This is a genomic window from Burkholderia sp. WTPI3, assembly GCF_021483755.1.
Lineage (GTDB): Bacteria > Pseudomonadota > Gammaproteobacteria > Burkholderiales > Burkholderiaceae > Burkholderia.
In genome coordinates this window covers 76,793-99,589 of record NZ_JAGIXF010000023.1, presented here as the reverse complement: position 1 = coordinate 99,589, position 22,797 = coordinate 76,793, and the positions used below count along the sequence as shown (strand labels likewise).

Here is a 22,797-nt window from a genome sequence, read left to right as displayed (position 1 = left end):
CCCGATGAGGTTCTCAGCATGAGCAATAATATTTCTGGAAAAGTTGTCGTTATCACCGGTGCCAGCAGCGGCCTGGGTGAGGCTACTGCACGCCACCTTGCTGCGCTTGGCGCTCGCGTAGTGCTGGCTGCACGTCGCAAAGATAAACTCGACGCATTGGTGGCTGAGCTGACCAATGCAGGTGGTCAGGCAATCGCGTATCAGACCGATGTCACCTCTCAGGAAGAGGTCAAAACACTCATTCAAGGTGCCGTGGACACCTACGGTCGCATTGATGTACTGATCAACAATGCCGGACTGATGGCGATTGCACCGCTCAGCGATACTCGCACTGACGAGTGGGATCGCATGATCGATATCAACATCAAGGGTCTGCTGTACGGAGTCGCGGCTGCATTGCCAGTCTTCCAGAAACAAAACAGTGGTCACTTCATCAACATCGCATCGGTTGCAGGCCTGAAGGTGTTCAGCCCAGGTGGCACCGTGTACAGCGGCACCAAGTTTGCTGTGCGGGCTATCTCCGAAGGACTGCGTCACGAAGTCGGTGGCAGCATCCGCACCACGACTATCGAACCGGGCGCCGTGGATTCCGAACTGAAATTCGGCAGCACCCACCAACAGAGCCGCGATTTCGTGGTGGACTTCTACAAGCATGCAATTCCCGCCGAATCCGTCGCGCGAGCTATCGCCTTCGCAATTGAGCAGCCTGCTGACGTGGATATTAACGAGATCGTTCTGCGCCCAACCGTGCAGGAATTCTAATGAGTTGAGGGCCTGTCTCTTCGGCGTCAGGCCCCGCTTATCTGGAGTGAAAAGCGGTGAGTGCCACATGGCCCGGAAGAAAAGAAGCAAGCGCTCGATGCAGGTGCTGAATGCCCTGCAATTCTTCAGCAGCTTGCGGCTGTTCGTGGAGCTGTCAACGGATTGATGGCAACGGTTCTGGAGAGCTATCTAAGGGAAGAGTTTCCCAGTAGCGAAATCAGGAGCGATTCGCAGAACAAGTCCATTGACGAGACCATCTCCATCGTCCGCTCCTACCTGCGGTAGAGGCGCCAGGGTACCCTCGGTGAGGGAAAATTTAGTTAGCTAGTAAAGGAAGCGACATCATGAAATCACGTGCAGCAGTTGCCTTCGGGCCAGGAAAGCCACTGGAAATCGTCGAGATCGACGTCGAGCCGCCGCGCAAGGGCGAGGTGCTTGTCAGGATCACGAATACCGGCGTTTGCCATACCGACGCCTTCACCCTGTCGGGCGAGGACCCGGAAGGCGTGTTCCCGGCGGTGCTGGGCCATGAGGGCGCCGGCATCGTGGTCGAGGTCGGCGAGGGCGTGACCTCGGTCAAGCCGGGTGACCACGTGATCCCGCTGTACACCGCCGAGTGCGGTGAGTGCCTGTTCTGCAAGAGCGGCAAGACCAACCTGTGCGTGGCGGTGCGCGCCACCCAGGGCAAGGGCGTGATGCCCGATGGCACCACCCGCTTCAGCTACAACGGCCAGCCGATCTACCACTACATGGGCTGCTCGACCTTCAGCGAATACACGGTGGTGGCCGAAGTCTCGCTGGCCAAGATCAACCCGGACGCCAATCCCGAGCATGTCTGCCTGCTGGGTTGCGGTGTGACCACCGGCATCGGCGCTGTTCACAACACGGCCAAGGTTCAGCCGGGTGACTCTGTGGCCATCTTCGGCCTCGGCGGCATCGGGCTCGCTGCGATTCAGGGGGCACGCCAGGCCAAGGCAGGTCGCATCATCGCCATCGACACCAATCCTGCGAAGTTCGAGCTGGCTCGTACCTTCGGCGCGACCGAATGCCTCAACCCGAAGGACTTCGACAAGCCGATTCACGAGGTTCTCATCGAGATGACCGGTTGGGGTGTCGATCACACCTTCGAGTGCATCGGCAACGTCAACGTGATGCGCTCGGCACTGGAGGCAGCACATCGTGGCTGGGGCCAGTCGATCGTCATCGGCGTGGCTGGTGCAGGCAAGGAAATTTCGACGCGCCCGTTCCAGTTGATCACCGGTCGCACCTGGAAGGGCTCGGCTTTCGGCGGGGTCAAGGGCCGCACTCAACTTCCCGGCATGGTGGAGGACGCAATGAAAGGCGAGATCGATCTCGCCCCGTTCGTCACCCACACCATGGGCCTCGACGACATCAACAAGGCCTTCGACCTGATGCATGAAGGCAAGTCGATTCGCACGGTGATCCACTACTGACCGCCCACTACCCATTCAACACCAACCACCAAGGAAATTAATCATGTCCACTCCTGTCATTTCTGGCGATGGCATCTTTTCGCACATCTTTATCGGCGCTGCCGACCTTCAGAAGTCGGTCGCGTTCTACGACGCCGCTCTGGGTGCTCTTGGCATCAAGAACCTCGGTCCTTTCAACAACGGATGGGTACTTTTCGGTCGCGAAAAGCCGGCTTTCATCATCGCCCGCCCGGGCAATGGTGAAGCGCCTTCCAGCAACGGCGTGACGATCGGCTTTGCGGCCGCCACTCCCGCTGAAGTGGATGCCTTCCACGCCGCCGGCCTTGCCGCAGGCGGCATTGACGAGGGCCAGCCTGGCGCACGTGGTCACCTGCCGGGTGCCTATGCGGCCTACCTGCGTGATCCGGCAGGCAACAAGGTCTGCTCGTACACCTTCGTCTGAAAGCAAGGAAGCTGAGAGCGTTCTGACAGGGTCAGCACAAGCCTCTATTATACGGTGAGCCTGTTAGACGGACTGTGTAACGCGGTGCCTGCTCATGAAGGTCGGCCCGTAGCCATGTGTGAAACGCATGGCTGCGGGCATTTGTTTTGAAGCGTGCTTTTCAACCAATGAGAAATGAGGTCGTTATGAAAGAGCCGGCCAATATCAATACGACGACCGTACAACCCACCCCGACCGCCACCGTGTACGGCATGCCGGCTTATGCCGATCGTGCTGCAGCCGTGGGTGAAGTGCATGCGCGCCCGCATCTGTTGCTTGAGGCCCCCCGCGGTATATTGCAGCTCGCTTTCATGACCGAAGGCGACCAGGCCATGGATCAGATGGCGATGAGCGAGTTATCTCATCGCTTCGGCGTTGCCGAGCCCGACCACGCTACGCCGCTACACGGCGTGACATGGGATGAGGGAGACCTTCACTGTGAAAAGCACACCGAGTTCTCTACGTATCTCTGGTGCGCTTCGCTGGATTCCAAGACGGGAGAGCCTTGCGGAGAAAATCCCTTCAAACATGGATTTGTTCCTCCGGGCCCGGTCGTATCCGGCATCCGCTTGAGACTTCTTCCGTGGACACCAGAAACGGAGAAGGAGGCTGATCGCTTCGATCCTGCCAGCCTGTGCTACTCGCTGGTAGAGAACGGCTCTGCCGCCATCTTGACCGACTTCCGACAGGATGAGGATGGCCTGACGCAGATCCTCATCCTTGCTCGTGATTTGACCCCGGCGCGGGCAGGTGCGCTGGCTCAACGTCTATTGGAAATCGAGACGTACCGTACCTTGGCGTTGCTGTCTCTGCCGTTGACGCGATCGATGACGTCGGAGCTGCGACACATGGAGTCGCGCCTTGCTGCGATCACTGACGAGATGTGTACGAATTTGGTAGAACGCCGCGATAGCGACGTGCTGCTTTCCGAATTGACCGGTCTGGCCGCCGAACTGGAAGCTGGCGTCGCGGCAAATCTCTATCGCTTCGGCGCCAGCCGTGCCTACTACGAGATCGTCGAGGAAAGGCTGGCTGCGCTTTCAGAAGTGGCCGTATCCGGATACAGCACCTGGGCGGACTTCCTGCAGCGTCGCATCGCTCCAGCCATGCGGACGTGCCAATCCGTAAAGGAGCGCCAGGCCAAGCTCTCCGACAAACTGACCCGAGCCATCGCGTTGCTGCGTTCGTGGATCGACGTCGAACTTGAACGCCAGAACCGCGATCTGCTGGCTTCGATGAACAACCGGGCCAAGTTGCAATTGCGCCTTCAGCAAACCGTCGAAGGCCTGTCGGTCGCGGCAATTTCTTATTACGTCGTGAGTCTTCTCGGCTACCTGCTCAAGGGCATTCCGCTCGTTCACGACAGCGTGGCGCAGGTGATGGCGGTTCTGGTACCTGCAGTGATGCTGACGATCTGGTGGATCGTCCGCAGGATAAGACACGCCCACAGCGACACGGCGGCGGAAGAGAAATCTTCCTGACGAGCTACCGTCCTGGCGCGCGACAGCTGCGCCGTCCGTTTGAACAGAGGAGAACAACATGCCAAGCAATTCCTTCGGTGAATCCTCTTGTACCGCTGCGGCCAGCGGCCTCGTGCAGGTGCGTGGCGCGCGTGAGAACAACCTCAAAGAGGTGGACGTCTCTATCCCGCGGAATGCGCTGGTGGTGTTCTCGGGTGTCTCCGGCTCAGGGAAGTCCTCGCTGGCCTTCGGCACCATCTATGCCGAGGCGCAGCGACGCTACTTTGAGTCGGTGGCTCCCTATGCACGGCGCCTGATCGACCAGGCGGGCGTGCCGGACGTAGATGCGATCGACGGCCTGCCACCAGCGGTGGCGCTGCAGCCGCAGCGGGGGTCCAGCAATGCGCGTTCCTCCGTGGGCAGTGTGACCACCCTGTCCAGCCTGGTGCGGATGATGTATTCGCGCGCCGGCGCCTATCCCGCCAACCAGCCGATGCTGTACGCCGAGGATTTTTCGCCCAACACGCCGCAGGGAGCGTGCCCGACCTGCCACGGCCTGGGCCATGTGTACGAGGTGACTGAGGCCGGTTGTGTCGCGATAAGGGAGTCAGGACGAGCGGGTTCAGATATAAGGAGGACTACTTATGCTGCCAACGAGTAGAATTGTTCGGCTGCAGTCGAAGCGACGCCGTCGTCACGCATCTGCCCCTTGCGGATCATGTGCATGATCTCGATGCCGGCGAGGATGATGCGTGCACAGCGGAAATTCCTGAACCCCATCATCGGCCTGATGATACGTTTGATGGCACGGTGATCCTGCTCGACTATGTTGTTCAGGTATTTGTTCTGCCGGACCTTGATCGGCACCGATCGTTCGGCGTTAAGCGCTTCGAGCGCGGCCAGATTCGAGCCGCTCCTGTCCACGGTAATTGTCTCGGGTTCGCCGTTCTGTTCAATCGCCTTCTCGAAGTAGCGGCGAGCAGCGGCCTTATCGCGATGGGCACGCAGCAGGAAATCCACCGTGTTACCCTGCTTGTCGACGGCACGGTACAAGTATTTCCACTGGCCTTTGACCTTGACGTAGGTCTCATCGACGCGCCAGCTCCTGCCGACAGGCCGTTTGCGTTTGCGGAATGCTTTTTCAAACACAGGCAGCAGCTTGATGACCCACCGGTGCACACTCGAATGGTCCACCTCGATACCCCGCTCGGCCATCATTTCCTCGAGGTTACGCAGGCTCAGTGAGTACGCCACGTACCACCGGACGCACAGCAGGATCACATCCATCGGGTAGTGCAGCCGCTTCAGTACCTTGCCAATGCCAGCTGGCAGCGTCTTGCGCGGCGTCTTCGTCTTTGCCATCATGCATGTCATGCGTTGCGGTCGACGGATTTTACTTGACCGCGTTAATGCGACAAAACCCCCGGTTGGCTCATTTCTCGCTGCTCCACACTAAGGTTCCCCTAAGTCTGCCCAGCTAGACTGCGTGGCACTCAACTCCCGAGGAATCGCCACCATGTCGCCCGCTACCGACACGCCCACCTCACGCTGGCTCAACAAGGTTCCTGAGATCACGCTTGCGTTCTGGATTATCAAAATCATGTCCACCACGGTCGGTGAAACTGCCTCCGACTACCTGGCAGTCAACGCGGGCTGGGGCCAAAGTTTAACTCGCGGCTTGATGATGTCCTTGCTTGCAATAGCGCTTGTCCTGCAGATGCGCACGCGACGCTGCACCCCATGGATCTACTGGCTCACTGTCGTCCTGGTAAGCATCGTCGGGACCCAGATCACCGATTTGCTGACTGACGGCCTCGGCGTCAGTCTGTATGTCAGCACAAGCGTGTTCGCCGTCGCTCTCGCCGCGATCTTCACGATTTGGTATCGGATCGAAGGGACGTTGTCGATCGACGCAATCGACACGCCGCAGCGAGAGTTGTTCTATTGGTCCGCGATCCTGTGCACGTTCGCACTGGGTACCGCTGCGGGCGATCTCGCGACCGAAGCCTTGGGGCTCGGCTTCTCGCTGGGTACCGTTGTATTCGGCGTGCTGCTCGCACTGGTGTATGTCGCATGGAGCAGCGGCGTCAACGCGGTGCTCACCTTCTGGATTGCGTACATCCTCACGCGACCGTTCGGTGCATCGCTCGGCGATCTGCTCACTCAATCGCACAATTACGGCGGGTTCGGTCTGGGTGCCGCATCGACGAGCCTACTGTTCCTGTCCGTGATCATCGTGCTCGTCGCTTTCGCACAGTTCGGCGCCAGCAGTCGCGCGCGTGCCGAAACGGTCGCGTGACTTCATTAACAAACCTCGATGCGAGGCCTTTTTCATGAATGATCGAATCGCACCGTCACGTCTGCTCATCGCGCTTTCCGCGTGCACGATGCTCGCTTTCGCCACTGGCTGCTCAAAGCAAACAGACAGTCCTGTTGTGACGGCAACGGCATCCAGCGCGACCGATGCGCAGCACAGCGCATCATCGACCGTATCGAGACTAGGTGACCTCTCCCAGTTCCGTACAATCGCAACCGACGTATCCACTCTCGTGGCGAAAGGTGATCTCGCGGGCGGCAGGACACGCATCAAGGACCTGGAGGTTGCCTGGGACGGCGCGGAAGCCGGATTGAAACCGCGCGCAGCTGCGGATTGGCATGAACTCGACAAGGCAATCGACGGTGCCCTCGAAGCGCTGCGTGCTGATCACCCGACTCAGGGCAACTGCACGGCAGCGTTGAGTGACCTGCTGAAAACGTTCGACAAGCTAGAGGGCAGGAATTCCTGAGTTGTATTGACGCACATCAATGCAGTGCTTCGGTAGTGCGGAGGGCGGTTTCCGCCCTTGCCCGCGTATCGAGCCGTTCGAACACAGCGACATGCTATTGTCCGCACGCACGTCATCCTCGATCACGGGTACTCAGGATGCGGCACCGGCAGTCGAATCCTGCAACGGGATCAGAAAGATCAGGTCGTCGGCGATCCGCGTAGCTGCGCCGATCTGCCACGGTGGCGTCGCGGGCGTGGCGTTGATCATAAGAAAAAGTGCTTGGTTGAATGCTTCGAGCGTATTCATAACGTCGTGAACGATCGAGAAGATGTTACGCTCGCGACGTCGCGGACCGTGGTGTGTACCAGCACAGACACAGCGGCACGATGACGAGCGCCGCGCCAGTGAAGAAAGTGATCGATGCGCCGAATCGTTCCCACACCGCACCCGCAATGACGCTCGCGAGCAGCATGCTGACACCGCCGACCAGATTGAACACGCCGAACGCGGTTCCGCGTAACGTCATAGGTGACGTTTCGGACACCATCGCGGCGAGAACGCCTTGCGTGAAACCCATATGCAGCCCCCACACGGCCACGCCAACGAACATCGATGTGATCGACTTGCCAATGCCGAGCACGAGATCGGCCGCGATCAGCAGCACCATGCCGATCGAAAGCAAGATGCGACGGTCCAGCCGATCGGAGAGGATGCCGACTGGCCATGCCGACAACGAATAGGCGAGACTCATGACGACCATCACACCAGGAATCCACGCGATATCCAATCCGGTTTGCTGTGCGCGCAGCACGAGAAACGCCTCACTGAAGCGCGCGAGTGTGAAGGTGGCGCCGATCAACACGACGAACCAGTAGCGCGCGGAGAATTCCCGGAGCGTACGCCAGTGCATCGGAGAACGGAAACTCCGCGTCGACTGTGCACGGCCGGATTCGTGGACACCGAACACGATCAGGCCGATTGCAATGAAAGCGGGTACCACGGCGAACCACAACACCACGCGTATATGGTCGGCAAACCAAAGCATCAGCACAATCGCGATCGCGGGCCCGAGAAGCGCACCGATCGTATCCATCGACTGGCGTAATCCGAAGCATGCTCCTCGAATGTCCGGCGGCGCTACATCGGCCACTAGTGGTCTGCGTCAAACAGATTGCATCTTATTCAGTTTGGCCCTGGCACGCGTGACTTTCGCGAGGATGTCGGAGGCTTTTGCTGTCCAGATGAATGGTTTCGGATGACGATTGTGCTTCTGCACGTACTGTTCGATTGTGCTGACCAATTCGGGTACCGAGCGGAACGCCGCACGTCGCAACTGGTTCACTGATAAGTCACGAAAGAAGCGTTCGACCATGTTGAGCCAAGAGGCACTGGTGGGCGTGAAATGCATGTGGAATCGCGGGTGCTTGGCAAGCCATGCCTGTACCTCGGGGTGCTTATGGGTTGCATAGTTGTCAGCGATCAAATGCAGCTCCTTGTCCTTGGGCGTGTTGCGATCGATCTTGCGCAAGAAGCTCAACCACTCCTGGTGACGATGTTTAGTCTGGCACTGGCCAATGACACTGCCATCGAGCGTGTTCATCGCGGCAAACAGCGTCGTCACACCATGGCGCTTGTAATCGTGCGTCATCGTTTGAGCGCGACCTCGCTTGAGCGGCAAGCCCGGCTGGGTCCGATCAAGTGCCTGGATCTGGGACTTCTCATCGCAGCACAGGACCAAGGCGTGCTCCGGGGGATCGAGATACAGCCCGACGATGTCCTCGAGTTTCTCGGCAAAGTGCTTGTCGTTCGATACCTTGAAGCTCTCTAACCGATGCGGCTTGAGGCCATGCGCCTGCCAGATGCGCCGCACGCTCGCCTCACTTATGCCGGCCACCGCTGCCATGCTGCGTGTGCTCCAATGCGTCGCGTTATCCGGACGTTGCTGCGTCGTCAGTGCCACAACGGTCTTGACCTTGCGCGCGGAGATCTTCGGCTTGCGCCCGGGTCGCGTCTCATCCCGCTCGATCCCCGTCACACCGTCAGCTATAAAGCGAGCGCGCCAGCGTGCGACCGTGCCTCGCCAGATAGCCAGGTCCGCACTGATCTCTTTATCTGTCTTTCCCTGCGCTGCGAGCAAAATCATCTTGGCGCGCTCAGCCAGTCGAACCGGAATCGTCCGGCCAGTAGCCCACGTCTTTAACTGTTTGCGCTGTGCTTCACTTAGCTCAACTTTCGCCGCGATTCGCATGAGTTCTCCCTCCGTATCAAGGAGACTCGTAAACCGCGATTAAGTTGCATTATTTGTGACGCACTACACTAGGTGTAATGCAGGACAAGCTATTCGGCATAGACGTGGTGCAGTTGCACCCTGAGAAGAGCCGCGACAAGCTCCGCTTTCTCCTGCAGTCGAGAGATGCTGGGGGTTGTCCGGCGAAGTCGCCGCCACCGCTCGCGATGATGATCAACATTCCTGACAGAATATTGATGATCAAGGTTTCCCGGATGGCAGGTTTACAAGGGATGTGCGGTACATGTATGATTTTTTATGACGTGACCGATATCACAACCGAACCTCCTAGGCAAAGTCCAAGCGGCAACGCCCCGTCGCCGAGACGCCTATTCAAACTTCCCGTCTATCGAAAGAATCGGATGATTCTGATCGACCTCAAGGATATCGTGCGTTTCCAAGGCGACGGCCACTACACGACAATTGTCACAAAAGACGATCGCTACCTCTCTAATTTTTCGCTGTCAGATCTTGAACTACGACTGGACGACAGCATCTACTTGCGAGTACACCGTAGCCACATCGTTAGCCTTAGTTATGCAGTAGAGCTTATTAAATTTGATGAAAGCGTCAATCTTGTCATGGCTGATGCAGAGCGCACCGTAGTTCCGGTAAGTCGATCGAAAGCAGTGAAATTGAAGGAACTGCTGGGTGTGATCTAACTGATAGGTGCGGGATATCTGGAGAGATTCATCCACCATGCAACCGTGAGGAAGACAACATGCAACTGACCGACATGGATCCGGCCTTGGGGCTGATGGCCGAGTTCGGCAAGCTGACAAAGAACACCGCCCACCACATCAACCAGATGCGGCAGGAAGCCATCTTCAGCGACGGCGCGTTACCGGCCCCTCTGAAGGCGCTGGCCGCGATGCTGTGGGCGATCTCGGCCCGCTGCGAGCCGTGTTTCAAGTTCTACGTGCAGCAGGCGGTGAAGTTGGGTGCGACCGAGCAGGAGTTGGGCGAAGTGCTTGCGGTCGCCTCGACGATGGGCGGCTGCGTCGGCGAGATGTGGGCGCTCAAGGCGTTCAAAGCCTACAAGGACCTCAGCAATGGCGAGGCCGCGCCGGTGTTGGAGCCGAGCTGCTGCCAGTAGCCGGTGGTCCTGCTCACGAAACGGAAAAATCGTAGGCGTGTGACGTAAGGTCGCATTGGCAGCACCTGCGCACGACCAACGCGATCGAATCGACGTTCGCGACGGTGCACCACCGTACGACACGCACGCGTAACTGCGTGTCGCGACCAACCTTCCCCGGCTTGGCATTCAAGCTGATCGAGGAAGCTGAAAAAACTTGGCGCCATATCAACGGCCCGGAAAAAATCAAGCTGTTGCTTGAGGGCATTGCCTTCAAAGACGGCGAACCGGTGCAAGACGATCGGCCGGTTCAGCAGAAACTCGCCGCCTGAAATCGACCGTCACGATGCTGCCCATACACCATGCATGGACGCCCCCGGCTTGCCAAGCTCTCATTTGTAACGGAGCGAAGGTATTGATTGCAGCCATGCATCCGGACTTCGCTGTCCGGCGCACGGCCGGCGGTCCCTGATGGAATGCGCTGGCCGGGCTCTCATCACTCTTGCGTACTCTTACACACATTGGTGTACCCAGAGTTTCCCGGCCACGGTCTGACCTGTCTCGCCATCACGTCATGATCGCCTGAGCAATCGGCTGTAGTCTCCTGCTGGTAGCTACGCGACAAGCATGCGGGTGACGGTTACGCGGTCGCTGCAGGCGCGTGGTAATCAGGTTGAAACTCGCAGCAGTGGACCAATTGCGCCCAGACGATCCGCGCGTTCTTGTTCGCGTCCATTCCATTACTCTGACGTTAGCTCCGCACGTGTGGCATGGGCGATCAGGAGGGATCGCCGGCAACCGGTGCGCCCCTAGTACTACAGCCGTAGATTTTTTACTATACTAACAATATTTAGTACTACTACGTGAGAAAGCGATGCATTCGACGGCAAGAGCGTGGGAGCGTGAACTGGAGGCGCTACACCAGCGGCTCGGAGAACTGTTCAGGCGCCCCGAGCCCCGACATCGGTCTCTCGCTTACCTGAAGGGCCTGCTGGGCACAGTCGAGCGCAAGAACGGCTGGCAACTCGCCGAATGGATCGGCGAAGCAACGCCTGATGGCGTGCAGCACCTGCTCGAGCGGGCGCAATGGGATGCGGATGGCGCGCGCGATGTGCTCCGGGAGTACGTCGTTGAACAACTGGGCGAGCGTGACGCGGTGCTGATTGTGGACGAGACCGGCTTCGTCAAGAAGGGGCAGCACTCGGCCGGTGTGCAACGCCAGTACAGTGGCACGGCAGGCCGTATCGAGAACAGCCAGATCGGCGTGTTCCTCTGCTATGCCGGTCGCGGCGGCAGCGCGTTTATCGACCGCGAACTGTATGTGCCCAAGGCGTGGACCGATGACCGTGTGCGCTGCGAGGCAGCGGGCATTCCCGAGGCGGTGGAGTTTGCAACGAAGCCGCAGCTCGCGCGCAGCATGCTTGAGCGGGCGCTGGACGCAGGTGTGCCGTGCGGTTGGGTCACGGGTGATGAAGTCTACGGCGGCGACCGTCACCTGCGGCTGTGGCTCGAGTCGCGCGGCCAGTCTTTCGTACTGGCCGTCGCGAAGAACGAACCCCTGTGGTGGCAGGGTCCCGACTACGTACGGGCCGACCGGATCGCCGAAGCCTTGCCGGCACGGGCATGGCGACGCCTGTCAGCAGGTGCCGGAGCCAAAGGCGAGCGCCTGTATGACTGGGCGCTCACCCCGCTGTGGCGTCTGCAGATCACCACAGAAGAGCGCCGCTTCGGGCATTACCTGCTGGTGCGGCGCAGCCTGGACGAGCAACGCGAGCATGCGTATTACGTCGTATACGCCCCGCGCAGCAAAGCCACACGGCAAACCCTGGTCAACGTCGCGGGCCGCAGGTGGGAAATCGAAACCGGCTTTAAACCAACGCGCGCAGCGGATGCTGGCGAACGTCGGCGCCGATCCGGTCGGGGACACGTGGGTCTCATTCACCACCGTGACCGTCCCTCTTTCGAGCAAGGTCTGCCGCGAACTGAACGAGCAGGCAAACGATGACCCTGACACCCTCCACTCCGACGAATAAGGACAATGGACGCCGTGACACGTCTGAAACTGATCTACTCCGCTCCCACGTCCGAGCCTGCCGATGACCGGCGAACTCGTCGCCAACGTCTGCGCGAGCTCGGCCGCATCGAGGCAACCCTGCAGATCGCACGCCATAGCTATGCAAGCCCCCCCGTGCATTACGGGATCGTCGCTGCGGGCGTCGCGGCAATTGGGCTCGTCGCGCTCTATTCCCTGCTGCCGCATACCGGCGCGGCCTACTTCCGTCATGTCACCTTCCCGTGGCTCGACCTCGGCATAATCGTTGCGGCCTACCAGATCGCGTCCCGGAGAACCCGCTTCAAATCGTGGACCGCGAAGATCTTCGCCCTGCTGGCCAACTATGATCCCGCTGACCGGGTGGCGTATCGCGAACTGCAGGGCACGGTCAGTCGCGATGATCTCTACGTCGACAACCTGGTCGAATGGCTCTCCCGCGAGCGCGCAGCGGTGGCGAAGGGCCGCGCGGCCGCCGAGTGGTGCGAGACGACGCCTGACCCACGGGCAACGTTTCTCAAGCGTCACATTTGATCCACCGGGCCGACGGGTTCTGTGTTCGAGCCGGACCACAAAGGGGGCGAACCAATGACGTTGCGGCAGATGTAGGCAAATGCAAGGGCGTGGCGGGACTTCCCCAGCTAGAACAGAACAACGGGTGAGAAATCGGCGCTGAAATATCGCCATCCAACGAGGACAAAAAATTGAAATCACGCAACGCTATCGACATCGCCGCATCGCGCTATGGCCGCCGCTGGGTCATTGGTGTATTTCTCGTCTGGCTAATCGTTTTCGAGCTGATTGTCGGGCGACTTTATGGCTGGTCGACGCCGGCCACGGGCCACGACACGGCTAGGTCAGCGCTGGTTCTGATCCTCGGCTGCGTCATTGCCTTCATCGCCGGCAAACGCGCTGAGGCGCGCTACAAGCGCGGCCATAGTACGCAATTCGGTTGAACGTTGCGATGTCTTCTGCAGGGGGCGAGTGCACAATGCACGACGAACAGACAGCGAGCGGGCGACCGGATCTCGCTATCGACCTCGAGGACGACTGCGTCGACGTCGACGAGCCGGAGCCGCTCGAGGACTGGCTCACCGGCGCGTCGCGGGAGGCGCTCATCGAACGTATCAGGGAGTGGGCCCGGCGAGACCAGCAGCTCGCCGAAGGGCTCGAACGCGCGTGCGAATTTCTGGTCCCCCGGTTAGGCTAGGCCATCACCGCGGCGTCAACGAATGGTTCTCGGCGGCCGGGATGCGTCAGACGCCCGCAGCGTCTGTGCCGGGAGACTGAGTGGGGCATCGTGCTATGCGAGGGCCACCGTCCTTCATGACCGCACCCCGGAACGCCCCCATAACCACGCCGCAGGTCACGTTCACGATATGCGTCAAACCCGCGGGCGCACCGGGCCCGCCGGGGCGTGGATGTATCCATTGACATATCTACAAATGTATCTATAATTGTAGATATGTCATGTCCTGAATGGAAGTAAGCCATGTCTCGGGTTGCAAAGTTGTTTTCGAGCGGCGGTAGCCAGGCGGTCCGTCTGCCTGCCGAGTTTCGCTTTATCGGGAAAGAGGTGTACATCAGCCGTGACGGTGACAGGATCGTTCTGTCGCCGAAACCGGATTCGTGGGCCGAATATCTTGCCTCCGGCCCACGGGCGACCGCAGACTTTATGGAGGGGGTGAGCGACCTACCCATTCAGGATAGGGAGCCGTTCTGATGCCCTTGTACATGCTCGACACCGACACCTGCGCTTTTGTCATGCGTGGGCCAAGCGAGAACCTCCGCGCAAAATTGCTCGCGACATCAATCGATGAGCAGGCTATCTCAGTCGTGACGCTCGCAGAGTTGCTTTTCGGCATCAAACTGTCATCTCAGGGCAAGCGCAACCGGGAGGCGCTCGATGCGTTTGTTAAGCATCTGACCGTAATGGAGTGGCCGGAAGAGGCTGCCGAGCACTACGCCGAGATTCGCGCGCATCTGCACAAGAGCGGTCAAATGATCGGCGCAAACGATCTTCTGATCGCGTCACACGCCCGCTGTGTCGGTGCGGTGGTGGTCACAAACAATGAGCGTGAGTTCCGGCGCGTGCCGGAGCTTAAGGTCGAAAACTGGCTGTAGCAAGCGGAAACCACCGCGCCTCAGAGGACAGGTGCTGTGGGCTCCGACGACAGGCAACCGCCTGTACCCGATTTTCGATTATTCATAGCCGTTTGCACAACGCTGGTCGTGCTGCAACCCGGAGTGTGGATCGATCATCGTTCGCATGCCGATCGCATCGCGCTGTCAGGTTGTTGGGTGGGTTCGGCCACGTAGGAAACGCCCAAGATACCGTCTGGTGTTGACCCGTACGGTTCAACGTCCGATCCGGGCCTGTTCCGCTGAAGCCCAAAATAGACGGAAGTTCGCCGTAAACCTGTTCGAAGACCATGTCGCCACAACACGCCCTGTCGATCATCCAAACCCTCGCCAACGGCATTGATCCATCCACGGGCGAGGTCATGGCCGATCAGAACCCCTTCAACCAGCCGGACGTCATTCGTGCCCTGTTCGTTGCAGTGCAGGCATTGGGCGCCGCTCCCGGCGCGGCCGACAAGCGGGCAAAGTCGAAGCCCCGACCGTTGAATGCCGGGCACTCCTGGTCCCCGGAAGAGGACAAGCAACTGCTTGACGGGCATGACGCTGGACTTACCCCCAAGGAGCTCGCAGCACGGCACGGGCGTAGCAAAGGTGCGATCGACTCTCGCCTGGTAAAGTTGGGGCGCGGCTGACGAGGGGAGTTTGCACGGAGAACAACATGTCGCTCTCAATCGAACCGGGTTGCCTCTTGTACATAGCGATCGCCATCGGCGCGATCGGCTTTATCACGATGGCCGCCGAGTCCATCAATTGGGGGGCCGTTGCTGTGGCGGCCGCCCTCAGCCTCGCCGGCAACATCCAGTGGGCGAGGACCGATCCCGCGTCGTTCTCGTCGTGGGGATGGATTCTCACGACCGCAATCGGCGCCATCTTCGGTGCGCGCATTCATTTTGCTTGCCAGGCGCCCGATCTTGAGTAAGACCGCAGGGCCAACGAGCACGCGCAAATGAATCCATATTTGAGTGGGCATCATTGAGCGGAATCGCGTCCCCGCTCGCTATGGACTGGACTGAATCTGTGGCGGTCGAGCCGCGAGCTCCAGAATTACCCACGCGGCAGAATCGACGATGTTGCCCGCGGTGCTGAGACACCCGCGCTCGGGGCATTGCTGGTCGGGAAATTCGGCGAGGAGATGACCAAGGCCGTGCACCTGATCAGCGGTGACACCAGGAATCCCCAGCGCACGCTCGATTATCTTGTGCGGCGCCTCGATTCCCAGTACCGAAGCACCGGCAGTACCGCTTTGAGGCCCGCCCGGCAGAGCTAGCCATCGACGGAAGGGTAATCTGAGGGCTCCGCGGAACGGCCGCTGCCCTCCTACGGGCGGTGCCAATTCCCTATCCCGGCGTTGTACAATAATAATCACTTCCTTTAAGGATTATTATTGCGGTGTGCAGACAGCAAATCTGTGCCGCCAATCGCCCTGTGAATGACTCCACGCTCTCAAACGCAGCGCCGCTCGCCTGGTTGGCCGTTCTGGCAATCGCCGGCGTGTTCTCATTTCATTACAACGCCACGCACGTAGCGAGCGTCGAACATGCCGGGCACGTTCGATCAACACACCTGAGCGGCGATAACGATGACGTGTCCTACGGCTTCACGCCGAGCGGGCAGATCGGACTTGTTGTAACCCCATCTTCGCTGCAAACAGCAGCTGTGACCGAAGTGGGGACCTTCGTTGTTGCCGGCAGATTCAATGCGGCCGCCGGTGCCGACCTCGAACTCCGAACGATGGCCAATGGGACGAAGCAGATCTGCCAGAGCAAAACGCCCACGCGTTGTTGGCCAGTCCTCCAATAAGCAAACCGACCTGGCCTCCGCGGCATTCACCCGTCCATCCATCTTCAAGTCAAGGCGCTCGATGGTCTTCGTTCCCGCTTTCCTGTTCGCTGCCTACGCCCATCTGATTCTAGCCGTCCGAGGCCTCGCGCTCAGGGGGCGGCCCGGATTGATCGCCCAGGCACACTTCATTTGCTGCCTGATCGGCTACTTCGGCCTGCTGCTTGGCTTTGAACTCATTCCCGGTCCCCACAAGGGAATTTCGGGCGACGCGTATAACTGGTCGGTGGTCGCCTTCTTTGCGTTTGGCGCACTCACCGTCCTCCTTTTCTCCGTACGCCTGCGCAGCGTTGCGCGCGCGGAAAACTTTACGGACCCGCTTTCGCTGCGCTTTGGAATGATGCTACTGGCCGTACTTTCCGGGCTATACCTCTGCGGCACGACGATCGATCACTGGCTGTTCTTCAGTGACCCCGCCAGATCAGGCGTCGCGGAGCCCGCAGCCGTCGGTGGACGCGTGAAATGCGGAACCGACGTGCTCGTCCGGCTTGCTGACAAGCGGGTGATCTTTCGATGCCCCAGTCTGCTCGTCTTCGGCCGTAACTACTCTCAGCCGTTTGTGCCGTGGCCATCGTATACGCAGGGAGAGATGGCCGGCGACGTGCTTCTGCGTGCGATCGCCAACGCGCCGACCACGCGCGGCAAGACCTCACACGAGCCCGTTCTGAACGCACAGGCGAGCGCAGGTCCATCAATCGGTCCACATCCCTAGTCATCTATTGACCGTCAACATATCTGATAATAATATGGAAGTACCTTGAGGCCGGTCGTCAGCGCGACGGACAAGTCCCAGACAGTCGCGGGACTTTCAAGCTGTGTCGGCGCTTCAAATTGCGGCCCCGGGACGGCAAACCGAAACACCCTTGCTATCTAACAAGATCGATATGACCAGCTATCTACGCAACCTCACACAAACTGTCTCCTCGATGTCGGTCCTGCAGGCGATTCTCTTCTGGCTTTTCATCGGCGTCTCGTTCGTCGCAATCCGGAGGATCTATGCGCGATTCCGGCACCACCAGAAGACGCCCTCGGCGCCGGCCCGATACCAAAACATCGCCTTCGTGCTTGCAATGGCTTCGATGGTCGCGCTATGTCTGTGCTTTCCGTTCCCGATCGTCCAGCCCGACGACAAGTTCGACTGGATCGCCGCGTGCGCCGTGCTGTACGGCACCTGCTGGGTTTCGATGGGCGCGGTCATGAGCCGTGACGAGGAGTGCAGCATGCTGGCGCTGATTGACACGCAGCGCGGCGCGACGCCGAATCGCATTGAAGTGGCCGCGGTCAAGGCCCTCGTCGATGCCTCGCGTTTCTGCCGAAACGGCCTGCTCTTCGTAGCGCTGGGGAGCGTCGTCCAGATGGGGCACCTCGTCTATCGCGCCCATCCCAATTACTTCTTCAGTGTTGACTCGACGCCGAGCCGAGTGAGCACTGCACCGGCGGCGGGAGATCCGTTCGTCAGCCCGCCCAAATCGACCGGAGCCCGGCAATCCTGATCGAAGTGGTCGGCATGCACGGCATGTCCGGCCGCGACGGACCCGAACGATAGAAGCCTGACGATGGGGCAATGGACGAAGGTCAGCGAATACTGCCTATCGCACCCAAGCGGCTGGACCATTGCCAAATGCTACGTGCTCGGGTCGGCCAAGTACGTGCTTTGGCAAGGCGAGACGCGCAGGGGTCAATTCGACGACGTGCGCGACGCCATGCGGGAACACACAAGACTTGTCCCGCCGACCGTCGAGCATCCGGATGACGATGGCGATCCAACGGAACCTCAGCTGACATCTGTGTAGTACCGCTTGCGGCCGACACGCCGCAAGGCCAACGCAGATCGCGTTCTCTCCGAAGCGACCTGCATAACCGACGAATCGAAGAAAACGGGGAACACCAACAATGAACGCCGCAAAACTCGCTTCAATCAAGAATGCCCCCCTCGCCCTCAAACGCACCGTCCTATACGCGGCGGCAGCGCTTACCGCCGTCGCCCTCGCCGCCTGCGGCGGTGGCGGTGGCGGTGGTGGTAACTCGACCGCCGGCGCAGCGCAGCAATCCACTGCCTTGCAGGTTGTCGCCTTCGGCGACGAACTCTCGGACGTTGGCACCTACGCGCCGGTGATCGCGCCTGGGTTCGGCGGCGGCCGCTATACGACGAATCCGGGCGAAGTCTGGGCGCAGAAAATCGCTGAATATTTCGGCGGGTCGCTGACCGCCGCCTATCTCGGTGGCTTCGGCCAGCCGCTGACCGCTTCCACCGGTCTCGGTTACGCGCAGGGCGGCGCACGCGTTCAGGACCCGGACGGCGAAGGGCATGCGCCGGCCGCGGCGGTCAACGCGGCGTACGCGCAGGCCACTACCGTGCCGGTCACCGAACAGGTCCAGAACTATCTCAGCGCGCATGGGTCGTTCACTGCGAATCAGGTCGTGCTCGTCGACGGCGGCACCGACGACATTCTCGAGCTCGAGGCATCCATCCAGAATGCAGTGGCAGGCGACGTTGCCGGTGGGATGGACGAGGCGACGGCGGTCCAGAAGGAAGCCGTCGCCGCGCTAACGCCGGTCGCGCAGTCCCTCGCCTCGACAGTCCAGCAGATTGTCACCTCGGGCGCAGGCCACGTTGTCCTCGTGAATGTCGCGGACCTCGGCCAAACCCCGCTGGCCGTGCAGAACGGAACGAGCGCGCAGCAGCTGCTCACGGCGCTGGCGTCGGTGTTCAACCAGGTCCTCAGTCAGACGATCCAGAGCTACGGCTTGGCGGCTGGAAAGGTCATTCCGGTGGATCTGTTCTCGTGGCAGGATGGCATCATCGGGACCTATCAGGCCAACGGCTTTTCAGTATCGAACACCGGCACCGCCTGCAACATCAGCTCGATGGTCGCAAACGCGACGAAGGCCGGCGAGAGCGATCCGCAAGCCTTCGGCTCTGCACTCTTCTGCTCGCCTCAGTTGTACGCTGCGACCGGCGCTGACCAGACGTTCATGTTCGCGGACCTTACCAATCCGTCGACGCATCTCCATGCGCTGTTTGCGCAGTACGTCGAGCAGCAGCTCGCAAGTGCCGGCGTGAAGCCGTAAACTGCCCCGCAGCCGCTGGCTCGCGACGTCCACGAAGCGCGAGCCAGATCGGGAAATTTCTCGCTGCGAGCTCGAACAGCTGAAGAATCGGCGAGCTGATAACGGAGAATAGAATGGATGTTGCAAAGAACACAGGCCAAGCGAAGAGGTCGCGCAACATGCGCGGGTGGTTGATCACTGCCGCGATAGTAATCGGCGGTGCCGGCTTCCACGCCCTCTGGCAACAAATTGAAGAGGCCCAACGAGCCGTCGACGCCGCGAACGATGATGTCAAGAGGAACATCGGCATCTACCTGCCTCAAGCTTTCTCGGCATGGTCGGACACCGTGCGAAGCTACCAGCTGCTGACGCCCGACATCGTATATTCGGGTAAGTCTTCGGCAATCCTGGGAATCGTGGGGGGGCCAGAGGATACCGCGCGCAGGCGCGATCAAATGGTCTGGCACGTTCTCGCAAAGTCAAAGACGGGCACTTACTTCGCACTAAAGTTTTACCTGTGCGACGACTGCGACGTGGACGCCAGGCATCTCAAAGCCAACCGGATTTATACCTCCACGCAAAGCGTCGATTTTCAGCTGCTGACAAACGACCAAGCGAGGGACTGGCTGTTCCGTGCCGGCTTGCGAAAGGAGTACAAGGACGAATTTGGTGTTGAGCCCCCGCCGGCCGTGGTACAGGGTTAGCAACCACGTCTCATTTTCGCATGCGAAACAAGCCTGCGGTCAGTCGGAGATCGCGCCCGCGGGGCGAGCCTGCGGTGCAGGGAGAGGCGGCATCGCGTCGCCGGACTGCCACTGGAGGTGATTGGTACGCCCGTTCTCGAGCAGGTCACCGAGCGCGGCCATGTAGCTCTCGGACGCATTGCCGGGAACCATGTAGATCGCGGTGTCTTTTTCTGGCGTGTCCGTCAGGATGACCGATGCAAGCGGGCGGGATGACGGCAGGTTGTACCGCAGCCCTTTGACGAAGCGTCTGCCGGTCGTAACGAGGCTGTCGAGCAGCTTTCGCTCGTCCACGTTTGCGAATGGTAACCAGTGTTCGTTAGTCAGCATCAGCGCCATTTCCTCAATGTCAGCGATCCCAGCGTTACCGACGCTGAACGTCGCGATCATGATCAGATGAACCTCCGGAAACGCGTTCCATAGACTGACCTCGTCCTTGTACACTTTCTCCAGACGCTTGTTCAAATCGCTGCTGAGCATGAACGGGAAGTCTGGCACCTGCTTGAGCATGATCTTGCGGCCGTAGCGTGCCGCCGTCACCTCCTTAATCTCCCCGACAGCGATGAACAGCTTTTGCCCCGGACGGACGGCATTGTCCGCCGCCGCGATCAAAGCGCTGCGCCGCTGCGCGATCGCCTCCTTCCTGTCCACATAAAACGGCTCAGGCACGTAAAGCGTGCTTGGAAGATGCAGACCTTTAGTGTATTTGCCCTGCGCCGCGCGAGTCAGAAACTTGTGGACCGTCGCCCAGCTGCGCTTGCCCTGCATGCCCGGATGCCAGTGCGTGAGATGCGCCTGATCCCAAAGGTAATGCAGCAGCGAGCGGATCGTCAGCTTCGTTGTCTCGCCCTTGATGCTGTCGTGCTCGGTGTCGCTCGGTGTCGGCGGCGCCCGCCCGGGCACTTTGTTGAGCGCGAAATCCAGGCGCAGACTCGTGGTGCCGTCCTCGATGTCCTCCTTGATCGCACGCCCCATGACCTCGCCCAATCCGCTGAGCTCCGCCGGTGGCTCGTAGGACCCGCAGTCGGCAGAATGCTCAGGCCCGGACTCGGGCATCCGCTTGATGAGAAAGTGCCCGTTGACCTTGGCCACGTACATCGGAACACCGGGCCGGACGCAAAGGCAAAGTGGCCTGACCTTGGTATGGTGGATGCGGCCCAAGGCCGCTTGCAGCGCAGGACTGTCGTCCTCGAAGCGATTTCCGTCGATTTCGTACTGCTGCATCCCCTCTCCCCGTAGTGCTTAGTTGACGTCCTGCCGACGTGGCGCAGGTTGGGCCCCAAGTCGTCAGGCTTCGTTCAGGCCTCGTGCCAGCCCCCCCGGCGATGGAATAATCTCTCGCCCCTGCTCCACGGACTGCTTCTGCGTGCTCTCGTGGTTCATCTGCACTTTCTGGCCCAGGTGGACACGGCCGCTGAGATCGGACCGCTGGAACTGCACCGCGTTTGACCGGCCCGTCTGGACGAGCACGTGGTCATCCGTGATCTTGATTACCTGCCCTCGAATCACCGTGCTGGGGTCGAGCTCACTTGCTGGCGTGACCCGCATCGCCGCATTCGCGACCGACTTCTCGCCGGAAGCCCGGTCGGCAGCGCCCGTTAGAACAGTTTGCCGGCTATCTCCTGACGGGACTCCTCGTTCCCGTGCATCTCCTTGATCCCTTTCATGGCGCCCCGAATCCATTGCGAGGCGATATCGGGGTGCGAGTCCGGCTGCTTGTCGATAGGCGCCTTCGTCGATTCGTCCGATTTCCCATTGCTGTTCGATTCGGCTTTGGAGTCGTTGCTGGATGTGTTCATGATTGCCCTCCGATTTCAATACATTGACATTCTCGAAGCCGCGCAAATTGACAGGATTCGAGCGATCCCGGACGTCGATGATGTCCAGGAGCAGGTTGTTTCCAAACTGACTGTGCAGCTGCTCGAGTGAGCCCGGCAGTCCGCCGACGATTCGGGCGATGGTGGCAATGCTGGAACCCCGCCCTTCCTCGTAGTAGCGCTGCAGCGTGTTGTCCAGCGCATCCTCGACGCGCGGATGTACCACGATGATATGCGCTCGGTAGCCGGCATCAAGTACCCGCTGGATCTTGTCGCGACTCGTCTCGAAGTTAGCCATCTGCCCCTCAAACACCATGACCGCGTCGCGGGGCAGTTGGCCTTCCTTGAGCATCATGGACGTCTTTCCTGCGCCCGGTGATCCTGTCAGGAGATACACGGTGTCGCGGCCCGACTCCCGTGGCGCCCGAAGGTTTTCCGTGAACAGCGCAGATGACAGTACCGCGGCCGCATTGTGCACCGGCGTGTTGTACCGGTTGCGCGATTCCCGCGAGGCGCTGTAATCCGCAAACGTTTCCTTGAAGAGATCGGCCGCGACATACCGCCCTTCGAAGGAGCGCGCATCGCTGCGGTAGACCGCGATGTGGTTCTCCGCCGACGATCTGGCCGATTCGATCGCCCGCTCCTGCACCATGCGTCTGTCCGGCTCGTCGAAATTGACGTACCGGATCTTTTCTAGCTCCATGCATACCCCCAACGAGTAACGGGGTTAAACATCTAGAGTGATTATTCTTTACGTCCCGTACGCGCACTGTTACCGCGTGGCGCGCGCAAAATTATAGTCCATATGCGCTGATCCTCACCCCAAGTCGCCCACAAATTCAGTCCTATCTGAAGGCATACCGGCAGG

Annotated in this window: 27 protein-coding genes and 3 pseudogenes; 24 read left to right on the top strand and 6 right to left on the bottom strand. The window is 60.0% G+C overall.

Features of this window, described 5'->3' with window-relative positions:
- Window positions 1–18: 18 nt before the first annotated feature.
- The 6 genes and pseudogenes from J7024_RS15490 to J7024_RS15465 form a co-directional block, all read left to right on the top strand.
- Window positions 19–762, top strand: coding sequence for an SDR family oxidoreductase (locus tag J7024_RS15490; RefSeq protein ID WP_012218029.1), 744 nt, complete (start codon window positions 19–21; stop codon window positions 760–762).
- Window positions 763–822: 60 nt separating this feature from the next.
- Window positions 823–1,047, top strand: a complete 225-nt coding sequence (locus tag J7024_RS15485) for a metal-sensing transcriptional repressor (protein ID WP_012218028.1) — start codon at window positions 823–825, stop codon at window positions 1,045–1,047.
- A 59-nt stretch (window positions 1,048–1,106) separates the two neighbouring features.
- Window positions 1,107–2,216 carry an S-(hydroxymethyl)glutathione dehydrogenase/class III alcohol dehydrogenase gene (locus tag J7024_RS15480; RefSeq protein WP_003291553.1) on the top strand — a complete coding sequence of 370 codons (1,110 nt, stop codon included), beginning with the start codon at window positions 1,107–1,109 and terminating at the stop codon, window positions 2,214–2,216.
- Window positions 2,217–2,259: 43 nt separating this feature from the next.
- The gene (locus J7024_RS15475; protein WP_012218027.1) at window positions 2,260–2,658 is read left to right on the top strand and encodes a VOC family protein; all 399 of its coding nucleotides are present in this window, start codon (window positions 2,260–2,262) and stop codon (window positions 2,656–2,658) included.
- 185 nt (window positions 2,659–2,843) lie between these two features.
- The gene (locus J7024_RS15470) at window positions 2,844–4,178 is read left to right on the top strand and encodes a DUF3422 family protein (RefSeq protein ID WP_012218026.1); all 1,335 of its coding nucleotides are present in this window, start codon (window positions 2,844–2,846) and stop codon (window positions 4,176–4,178) included.
- Between the two features lie 58 nt (window positions 4,179–4,236).
- Window positions 4,237–4,743, top strand: a pseudogene (locus J7024_RS15465) (excinuclease ABC subunit A); the annotation flags it as partial.
- Between the two features lie 56 nt (window positions 4,744–4,799).
- Here the strand turns inward: J7024_RS15465 and J7024_RS15460 are convergent.
- Window positions 4,800–5,522 carry an IS6 family transposase gene (locus J7024_RS15460; protein WP_012464922.1) on the bottom strand — a complete coding sequence of 241 codons (723 nt, stop codon included), beginning with the start codon at window positions 5,520–5,522 and terminating at the stop codon, window positions 4,800–4,802.
- A 151-nt stretch (window positions 5,523–5,673) separates the two neighbouring features.
- Between J7024_RS15460 and J7024_RS15455 the strand changes: the two genes are divergently transcribed.
- Both J7024_RS15455 and J7024_RS15450 read left to right on the top strand, forming a co-directional pair.
- Window positions 5,674–6,456: a COG4705 family protein gene (locus J7024_RS15455; RefSeq protein ID WP_060093214.1), complete on the top strand. Its 783-nt coding sequence runs from the start codon at window positions 5,674–5,676 to the stop codon at window positions 6,454–6,456.
- Window positions 6,457–6,490: 34 nt separating this feature from the next.
- The gene (locus J7024_RS15450; protein WP_060093212.1) at window positions 6,491–6,943 is read left to right on the top strand and encodes a hypothetical protein; all 453 of its coding nucleotides are present in this window, start codon (window positions 6,491–6,493) and stop codon (window positions 6,941–6,943) included.
- Between the two features lie 132 nt (window positions 6,944–7,075).
- Here the strand turns inward: J7024_RS15450 and J7024_RS15445 are convergent, their stop codons facing one another.
- The 3 genes and pseudogenes from J7024_RS15445 to J7024_RS15435 all read right to left on the bottom strand — a co-directional run bounded on the left by J7024_RS15445 (window position 7,076) and on the right by J7024_RS15435 (window position 9,173).
- A complete protein-coding gene (locus J7024_RS15445) occupies window positions 7,076–7,231 on the bottom strand; it encodes a hypothetical protein (protein ID WP_175901213.1) in 156 nt (51 codons plus the stop codon).
- A gap of 25 nt (window positions 7,232–7,256) precedes the next feature.
- Window positions 7,257–8,087 (bottom strand): annotated as a pseudogene (locus J7024_RS15440) (MFS transporter); the annotation flags it as partial.
- Window positions 8,088–9,173, bottom strand: a complete 1,086-nt coding sequence (locus J7024_RS15435; RefSeq protein ID WP_007180368.1) for an IS630-like element ISBmu8 family transposase — start codon at window positions 9,171–9,173, stop codon at window positions 8,088–8,090.
- Window positions 9,174–9,250: 77 nt separating this feature from the next.
- On the opposite strand from J7024_RS15435, the gene J7024_RS15430 reads away from it, so the two are divergent.
- From J7024_RS15430 to J7024_RS15355, 16 genes and pseudogenes are all read left to right on the top strand, one after another.
- Complete coding sequence (locus J7024_RS15430; protein WP_327796264.1) at window positions 9,251–9,874, top strand: LytR/AlgR family response regulator transcription factor; 624 nt, start codon at window positions 9,251–9,253, stop codon at window positions 9,872–9,874.
- Window positions 9,875–9,933: 59 nt separating this feature from the next.
- The gene (locus J7024_RS15425; RefSeq protein ID WP_025496446.1) at window positions 9,934–10,308 is read left to right on the top strand and encodes a carboxymuconolactone decarboxylase family protein; all 375 of its coding nucleotides are present in this window, start codon (window positions 9,934–9,936) and stop codon (window positions 10,306–10,308) included.
- A gap of 53 nt (window positions 10,309–10,361) precedes the next feature.
- A pseudogene (locus J7024_RS15420) lies at window positions 10,362–10,619 on the top strand (IS256 family transposase); the annotation flags it as partial.
- 542 nt (window positions 10,620–11,161) lie between these two features.
- Window positions 11,162–12,292 carry an IS701 family transposase gene (locus J7024_RS15415; RefSeq protein WP_268838348.1) on the top strand — a complete coding sequence of 377 codons (1,131 nt, stop codon included), beginning with the start codon at window positions 11,162–11,164 and terminating at the stop codon, window positions 12,290–12,292.
- A gap of 33 nt (window positions 12,293–12,325) precedes the next feature.
- Window positions 12,326–12,871: a hypothetical protein gene (locus J7024_RS15410; protein ID WP_025496508.1), complete on the top strand. Its 546-nt coding sequence runs from the start codon at window positions 12,326–12,328 to the stop codon at window positions 12,869–12,871.
- 170 nt (window positions 12,872–13,041) lie between these two features.
- On the top strand, window positions 13,042–13,293 hold the full coding sequence (locus J7024_RS15405) for a hypothetical protein (protein ID WP_025496507.1): 252 nt from the start codon (window positions 13,042–13,044) through the stop codon (window positions 13,291–13,293).
- A gap of 35 nt (window positions 13,294–13,328) precedes the next feature.
- Window positions 13,329–13,547 (top strand): hypothetical protein, encoded by a 219-nt coding sequence (locus J7024_RS15400; protein ID WP_025496506.1) that lies wholly within the window; start codon window positions 13,329–13,331, stop codon window positions 13,545–13,547.
- A 282-nt stretch (window positions 13,548–13,829) separates the two neighbouring features.
- The gene (locus J7024_RS15395; RefSeq protein WP_025496505.1) at window positions 13,830–14,060 is read left to right on the top strand and encodes an antitoxin; all 231 of its coding nucleotides are present in this window, start codon (window positions 13,830–13,832) and stop codon (window positions 14,058–14,060) included.
- An 11-nt stretch (window positions 14,061–14,071) separates the two neighbouring features.
- Complete coding sequence (gene vapC / locus J7024_RS15390) at window positions 14,072–14,461, top strand: type II toxin-antitoxin system tRNA(fMet)-specific endonuclease VapC (RefSeq protein WP_234745255.1); 390 nt, start codon at window positions 14,072–14,074, stop codon at window positions 14,459–14,461.
- Window positions 14,462–14,769: 308 nt separating this feature from the next.
- Complete coding sequence (locus J7024_RS15385; RefSeq protein WP_025496503.1) at window positions 14,770–15,111, top strand: hypothetical protein; 342 nt, start codon at window positions 14,770–14,772, stop codon at window positions 15,109–15,111.
- A gap of 26 nt (window positions 15,112–15,137) precedes the next feature.
- On the top strand, window positions 15,138–15,398 hold the full coding sequence (locus J7024_RS15380) for a hypothetical protein (protein WP_025496502.1): 261 nt from the start codon (window positions 15,138–15,140) through the stop codon (window positions 15,396–15,398).
- 506 nt (window positions 15,399–15,904) lie between these two features.
- Window positions 15,905–16,279: a hypothetical protein gene (locus tag J7024_RS15375; RefSeq protein ID WP_025496501.1), complete on the top strand. Its 375-nt coding sequence runs from the start codon at window positions 15,905–15,907 to the stop codon at window positions 16,277–16,279.
- Window positions 16,280–16,340: 61 nt separating this feature from the next.
- Window positions 16,341–17,030, top strand: a complete 690-nt coding sequence (locus J7024_RS15370) for a hypothetical protein (RefSeq protein ID WP_025496500.1) — start codon at window positions 16,341–16,343, stop codon at window positions 17,028–17,030.
- 172 nt (window positions 17,031–17,202) lie between these two features.
- Window positions 17,203–17,811, top strand: coding sequence for a hypothetical protein (locus J7024_RS15365; RefSeq protein WP_025496499.1), 609 nt, complete (start codon window positions 17,203–17,205; stop codon window positions 17,809–17,811).
- Between the two features lie 400 nt (window positions 17,812–18,211).
- Complete coding sequence (locus J7024_RS15360; RefSeq protein WP_025496497.1) at window positions 18,212–19,390, top strand: SGNH/GDSL hydrolase family protein; 1,179 nt, start codon at window positions 18,212–18,214, stop codon at window positions 19,388–19,390.
- A gap of 113 nt (window positions 19,391–19,503) precedes the next feature.
- Window positions 19,504–20,073: a hypothetical protein gene (locus J7024_RS15355; RefSeq protein WP_025496496.1), complete on the top strand. Its 570-nt coding sequence runs from the start codon at window positions 19,504–19,506 to the stop codon at window positions 20,071–20,073.
- 39 nt (window positions 20,074–20,112) lie between these two features.
- Here the strand turns inward: J7024_RS15355 and J7024_RS15350 are convergent, their stop codons facing one another.
- Window positions 20,113–21,336 carry a DUF1173 domain-containing protein gene (locus J7024_RS15350; protein WP_234745254.1) on the bottom strand — a complete coding sequence of 408 codons (1,224 nt, stop codon included), beginning with the start codon at window positions 21,334–21,336 and terminating at the stop codon, window positions 20,113–20,115.
- Between the two features lie 63 nt (window positions 21,337–21,399).
- The gene (locus tag J7024_RS15345; protein ID WP_234745253.1) at window positions 21,400–22,632 is read right to left on the bottom strand and encodes a zeta toxin family protein; all 1,233 of its coding nucleotides are present in this window, start codon (window positions 22,630–22,632) and stop codon (window positions 21,400–21,402) included.
- Window positions 22,633–22,797 lie beyond the last annotated feature (165 nt).